Below are 4,929 nucleotides of genomic sequence, written 5' to 3'. Positions count from 1 at the left end.
TTTTGGTCGCTGCTGCGCTCCTGGCTGCGTCCGCATCGTGGCCTCTCACAGGAAAACTCCCTCTGTACCTCGGGTTCTTCGAATTCGTGCACAACGTCAGACAACGGGGACGAGCCTTGCTGGGGGCGCTCCTCGAGACGTTATTACAGCCGGAAGCATGTCCTCAAAACCCACAATGAGCCTTTGATCATTGCTCATTCTGATTTGCATGGATTCATGAGCGCCCAATGACGATGACATCGTATGATCAAACCGGTCTCCAGCAGCCTGCACTTTGCCGCATGCTTTGCCTTGGTGGGGCTTGTCGTGGGCGGCTACGTCGCCTGGTCAGCGATCGGCGACGGCTGGGAGTCCTTCCCGGTTTACTCGAGTACGGCCGCGTTTGTCACTGGCTTCGGGCTTTGGCGCTGGCTGGTCGAACGTCGGCAGGCAAGGCGCTGCCGAACGGGTCTGTTCACGGGCGCGCTCGCCGGGCTGCTCTCACATCTGCTCTGCTGGTGGCTGTTCATCCTGGGTGCCTGGGTCGATGACCCCTGGCTCACCGCCGGGGCCTCTGCGGGCGAACCGCCAATGAACCCGCTGCAGGGGATCATCGGAGCGATCGTCTTCAGCCTGTTTAGCCTTGCACTCTTTGGCTGGCTGACCATTCCAGCCGGTGCCTTGATCGGCTGCTGGATGCTGCGCACCGCAGGCTCGCGCTCAGGGATCGGCAGCGAGCGCGATACGCGGCAGTGACCTGATGCTCCTTGATCCTGCTCAGGGATCACGCCAGATCAGGGCTTGGCTCGTTCTGCCTGGGGATGGTCAGCGCATGATGCGGGGTGAGGAGACGGTAGCTATTAACATAACAGGCACATGCCTGAGCGAGCGTCAGCTGTAACGCGACAACACGAACAATGGAGAAACCCCATAGGACTCTTGAGCGGCCTACTCGGCAACGCCTCCACCATTGATCCTGCCCAACTCGCCGATGAGCTCAAGCCGATCCTCGCTGCCGATGAGACCATCGAGGTCGCCTTCAAGGTCATCCGCGATCAGTTCATCTTCACCAATGCGCGCTTGCTGTTGATCGACAAGCAGGGGCTGACCGGTAAGAAGGTCGAGTATCTGTCGATCCCCTACAAGGCGATCACCCGCTTCTCGGTCGAGACCGCCGGGCATTTCGATCTGGATGCGGAGCTGAAGGTCTGGGTCTCGGGTGCCAGTGAGCCAGTCTCAAAGACCTTGCGCGGAGCGGATAACGTCACCGAGATCCAGAAGGCGCTGGCCACTGCGGTGCTCTCGGCGCGGTGAGCGAGGCTCCTCAATCGATCTCACCCTGCGCGAGCGCACCCAGCGTCTCGTCCATGAGCGCGTTGACCGCGTCCAAGGATTCCGTCACGGCAAGGGGGACCTCATCGCCTTGCTGAAGGATGTTGCGCACGAGCACCAGGCTCCGCTGCATCTGTTGCAGGTCGCGAACGGCTTCCCAGCTCATGGCCTCGTCGATGTGAAACAGCGCGCGCTCCCAGCCTTCAAACCCTGGGTGTGCCGCCACCTCAGCGCGCAGGCACTGCCAGGCGCCCTGTAGATCGGACAGGATGGTTTTCTCGTAGGCTGTCGGTTCAGTGGAAAATCCCATTGCTTCTCCGCCGTATACTGGAAACGCGTTTTACCCAGCCACGATAATGACAGCATCCCACCCGCTCCAGAGGCATCTCCTACATGATCTTCAAGCAGCTGTTCGAGTCTGATTCCTCCACCTATACCTATTTGATCGGCTGTGAGCAAAGCCGTCAGGCGATCCTGATCGATCCGGTCATCGATACCGTCGAGCGGGATCTGCAGGTGCTCAAGGACCTTGGGCTGACGCTGATGGCAACACTGGAGACCCATGTGCATGCCGATCATCTCACCGGCGCGCGGCGGCTGAAACAGCGCTCGGGCTGCCAGACCGCCTATCCGAAGATGCTCGACCTGCCCTGTGCTGATCTCGGCGTGCAGGAGGGTGAGGTCTTCACGGTCGGCTCGGTGAGCCTACATCCATTGTTCACACCCGGCCACACCGATCATCACCATGCCTACCTGATCGATACCCCGGTGCAGAAGCTGCTGTTCACCGGTGATGCGCTCCTGATCGAGGCCTGCGGGCGCACCGACTTTCAATCCGGTGATGCCGCGACGCTCTACCACAGTATCCACAACAAGCTGTTCTCGCTCCCGGACGAGACCCTGGTCTATCCCGGCCATGATTACGAGCAGCGCTGCGTCTCGAGCATCGCCCAGGAGAAGGCGCGCAATCCGCGGCTCGGCCAAGGCCGCTCGAAAGACGACTTCGTCGCGCTGATGGATGGGCTCGGCCTGCCCTATCCGCGCAAGATCGACTTTGCGGTGCCGGGCAATGAGGACTGCGGCGCCTGCCCGACCAACGTGCCGGAGCAGTTCCGCGGTCCCTGCTCGGCTAGTGATCAGGGGTGAGTCGAGCGAACGCCCTCAAAGCACCGCTGCAAGCCTGGCTCGCCGAACGCCGACACGCGCGCAGCGACAGTGCTGAGCACCACCCTCGGCTGCACTATGCCTGGGATGCGGACGCCGCCGTTCTGCTCGTCGACTACTCGCCACTGCTCGGCATGGAGTGCCTGCATGCGGTCAGCCACTGGGCCTCGGGCTTCGCCACCCTGCGTTATGCCGAGGGGTTGTTTGAAGCCGCCTGCATCCGCGATCTCTGGCTGCCGTTTCAACGCGACCATGAGGATGCTGCGTTTCGGCACTGGTTTGCGACCCTGCCCGAGGAGCTGGCCCAGGCATTGGAGCGACTGCCGGCTCGGCGCTATGCCTTGGCGGCGCTCGCGCAGCGCTCGGAGGCGGTGCGGGATCTGATCCTGTCCAACGTCAGGCTCTGCTTCCTGCTGCATCACTGGGTGGAGATACAGGGCTGGTCCGAGCAGCAGCTGATCGCGCTTGCGGGCCGCAAGCAGACCGAGATCCTCAGCGCCTTGGGGCTGCCGCCTTATCGCCGTGTGCTCAGGCTCATCGCGAAGCTGCGCATCGGTGAGTTCGACGCCTATGAGGTCGACCGGTTGCTGCGGGTGCTGCGTGAGGAGGCGACCTGCAACGCCCTGGTGCATGAGCCTGAGTTGAGCCTTCGGCTGGTGAAGATCCTTGAGGACTATCCCTGGGTCGCCGGTCGCCCGCTGCAGCGGTTGCTCTGCGAGGCCTCGAACCGCACCCTGCGCGATTGGATCAACGACAGCCTGCGCATGGGCGGCGAGGCGGCGCTGCGTGAGCTGCGCCGCTGCGATCGGCCGTCGAGGGTGCGGCGGCTGCATGAGCGCTTGATCGTCAAGCAGATCGAGCAGGACGGCAACCACCGCCGACGCTTCGATGCCAGCGGCCACCTGCTCGCGTTTCCACCGGCCCCGTTCGCCGATACCGCGTCGATTCAGGCGATCACGACGCCGGATGCGCTGCAGTTGGAGACTCAGCTGATGCGTCATTGCGTGGCCTCGTACACCGATCGGGTCTACGACGGTCAGTATGCGGTCTACAAGGTGTTAGAGCCGGAACGGCTGACCTTGGGACTGCGTTTGCGCCATGGCGGTGTCGCCCTGGATCAATTGAAGGGCGTCAGCAACCGAGCGCCGAGTCCGGAGGCGCAAGCGGCCGTGGAGCACTGGCTGCATGAGCAGCTGAAGGTCGCTCGGTCCTGATGCCAAGGCTCAGGATGAGGAGTCGGGCAAACTCGTGCAACCGCAGAGGCTGAGCAACGCCTGCGCAATGGCTCGGCGATTGATACAGCGCTGATCCCCAGAGACTCAGCCTGTGATCAACCGCTCCAGCGCCTCGGCATCGAGTTGCCGCAGCCCGATCAGGGCGCCAATCGCGTTGCCGAGCTCGCGATCCCCGCTCATCAGCAGCAGCGCCGAGAGCGCGGCGACAAAGGCCTGCGCACGTGCCGCCTCGGTCGGCTCGCCCTGGGCATCGGCGAGCGCCTTGCGGATGAGCTGAAGGTCGATCACCTCGAGCGTCTCAAGCGGCCCGTCCAGCGCCGCCTGGTCCGCTGAGTCTTGTGCCTTTGTCATACCCTCACCTCCTGAAGCCTGAGGTCGCTCAAAGACTCGGCCGCATCTGTCCGGCGTGGATCGGTTGCGGCGCGGCGTTTTATGATCTCGGTCTGCAGGGCTTGCCCAAAGCTCGCCTTGACCTCCAACCAGTCGCGTGGCCTGATCGTGATCGGCGCCGGCTCCGGAAAGTCCTTGAACCAGGGTCCATAGGAGGGTCCAAGCACCTGCTCGCGCTCGGCCGCCAGCACGGCCAGATCGGCCTGTTTGACCGCGGCTGGCTCGGGATAGGCCAGACCGAAGACCTCGGCAACCACAGCGCTGATGCGTGCCTCAACGGCCTTATACTCCGGCATCACCTGCTTGAGCGGGCTGACCATATCGCCGATATAGGCCTCGGCGGCATCGTGCAGCAGGCCCTCGAGCCGCAACTCGGCCGGCAGCAGCTCAGCGACATGCAGCGAATGCTGGGCGACGCTGTAGGGGAACAGGGCCGCTCCATTGAAGCGGTTCATCAATGAGAGCGAATGGATGATGTCGTCCAGGCGAACCATCGCCGGCTGCGGATCACGCAGATCAAAGGCGATGCCGGAGTAGGTGTGGATATGAACAGGATGCATGCCGGTCATGGTTGGCTGGAGTGGCAGTGGTTCAACCCAGCACCCGCAGCCGATCGATCAGCTGCAGCTGCGTGCCCCGATCCTGTACCAACGCCTCCCAGGTCGGATAAGGCTCTGGCGGCTGATAACCGACCGCCCGCGCGTCATAAGCGCCTTCGATCCCGGTGATGGCGCGCATCAGATCGCTCGCGGCAGCCTTGACCCCATCATCGGTCATGCGTGCGCCGCCCCAATAATCGTTGCCAGGCCAAGAGACCTGGTCCCAGGCG

General features: G+C 63.1%; 7 protein-coding genes and 1 pseudogene. 4 read left to right on the top strand and 4 right to left on the bottom strand.

Annotated features, from left to right (window positions below; all coding sequences use genetic code 11):
• Nucleotides 1-243 precede the first annotated feature (243 nt).
• Together CCR96_RS02280 and CCR96_RS02275 are read left to right on the top strand one after the other, a co-directional pair.
• Nucleotides 244-735 carry a hypothetical protein gene (locus CCR96_RS02280; protein ID WP_201215992.1) on the top strand — a complete coding sequence of 164 codons (492 nt, stop codon included), beginning with the start codon at nucleotides 244-246 and terminating at the stop codon, nucleotides 733-735.
• A 183-nt stretch (nucleotides 736-918) separates the two neighbouring features.
• Nucleotides 919-1,293, top strand: a complete 375-nt coding sequence (locus CCR96_RS02275) for a PH domain-containing protein (protein ID WP_242518367.1) — start codon at nucleotides 919-921, stop codon at nucleotides 1,291-1,293.
• 10 nt (nucleotides 1,294-1,303) lie between these two features.
• Here CCR96_RS02275 and CCR96_RS02270 read toward each other — a convergent pair whose 3' ends face one another.
• Nucleotides 1,304-1,621 (bottom strand): hypothetical protein, encoded by a 318-nt coding sequence (locus CCR96_RS02270; RefSeq protein ID WP_201215983.1) that lies wholly within the window; start codon nucleotides 1,619-1,621, stop codon nucleotides 1,304-1,306.
• Nucleotides 1,622-1,704: 83 nt separating this feature from the next.
• On the opposite strand from CCR96_RS02270, the gene CCR96_RS02265 reads away from it, so the two are divergent.
• Nucleotides 1,705-2,457 carry an MBL fold metallo-hydrolase gene (locus CCR96_RS02265; RefSeq protein ID WP_201215976.1) on the top strand — a complete coding sequence of 251 codons (753 nt, stop codon included), beginning with the start codon at nucleotides 1,705-1,707 and terminating at the stop codon, nucleotides 2,455-2,457.
• On the top strand, nucleotides 2,454-3,689 hold the full coding sequence (locus CCR96_RS25270) for a PcfJ domain-containing protein (protein ID WP_201215968.1): 1,236 nt from the start codon (nucleotides 2,454-2,456) through the stop codon (nucleotides 3,687-3,689). Before CCR96_RS02265 ends, CCR96_RS25270 begins: the two co-directional genes overlap by 4 nt.
• A gap of 105 nt (nucleotides 3,690-3,794) precedes the next feature.
• Here CCR96_RS25270 and CCR96_RS02255 read toward each other — a convergent pair whose 3' ends face one another.
• The 3 genes and pseudogenes from CCR96_RS02255 to CCR96_RS02245 all read right to left on the bottom strand — a co-directional run.
• Entirely contained in the window at nucleotides 3,795-4,061 is a 267-nt protein-coding gene (locus tag CCR96_RS02255; RefSeq protein WP_201215958.1) for a hypothetical protein, read from the bottom strand.
• Nucleotides 4,058-4,669, bottom strand: a complete 612-nt coding sequence (locus CCR96_RS02250; protein WP_201215951.1) for a hypothetical protein — start codon at nucleotides 4,667-4,669, stop codon at nucleotides 4,058-4,060. The genes CCR96_RS02255 and CCR96_RS02250 overlap by 4 nt, the downstream gene beginning before the upstream one ends.
• Before the next feature lie 22 nt (nucleotides 4,670-4,691).
• Nucleotides 4,692-4,929, bottom strand: a pseudogene (locus CCR96_RS02245) (hypothetical protein); the annotation flags it as partial.

Source organism: Halochromatium roseum (assembly GCF_016653315.1).
Lineage (GTDB): Bacteria > Pseudomonadota > Gammaproteobacteria > Chromatiales > Chromatiaceae > Lamprobacter > Lamprobacter roseus.
Note: the sequence above shows the minus strand (reverse complement) of the source record. Positions and strands in the feature narration are given on the sequence as shown.

What these genes read in the sequence shown, in the direction of transcription:
- CCR96_RS02270 (WP_201215983.1), bottom strand. Translation starts at nt 1,621, where the DNA reads ATGGGATTTTCCACTGAACCGACAGCCTACGAGAAAACCATCCTGTCC.
- CCR96_RS02280 (WP_201215992.1), top strand. Translation starts at nt 244, where the DNA reads ATGATCAAACCGGTCTCCAGCAGCCTGCACTTTGCCGCATGCTTTGCC.
- CCR96_RS02250 (WP_201215951.1), bottom strand. Translation starts at nt 4,669, where the DNA reads ATGACCGGCATGCATCCTGTTCATATCCACACCTACTCCGGCATCGCC.
- CCR96_RS02255 (WP_201215958.1), bottom strand. Translation starts at nt 4,061, where the DNA reads ATGACAAAGGCACAAGACTCAGCGGACCAGGCGGCGCTGGACGGGCCG.
- CCR96_RS02265 (WP_201215976.1), top strand. Translation starts at nt 1,705, where the DNA reads ATGATCTTCAAGCAGCTGTTCGAGTCTGATTCCTCCACCTATACCTAT.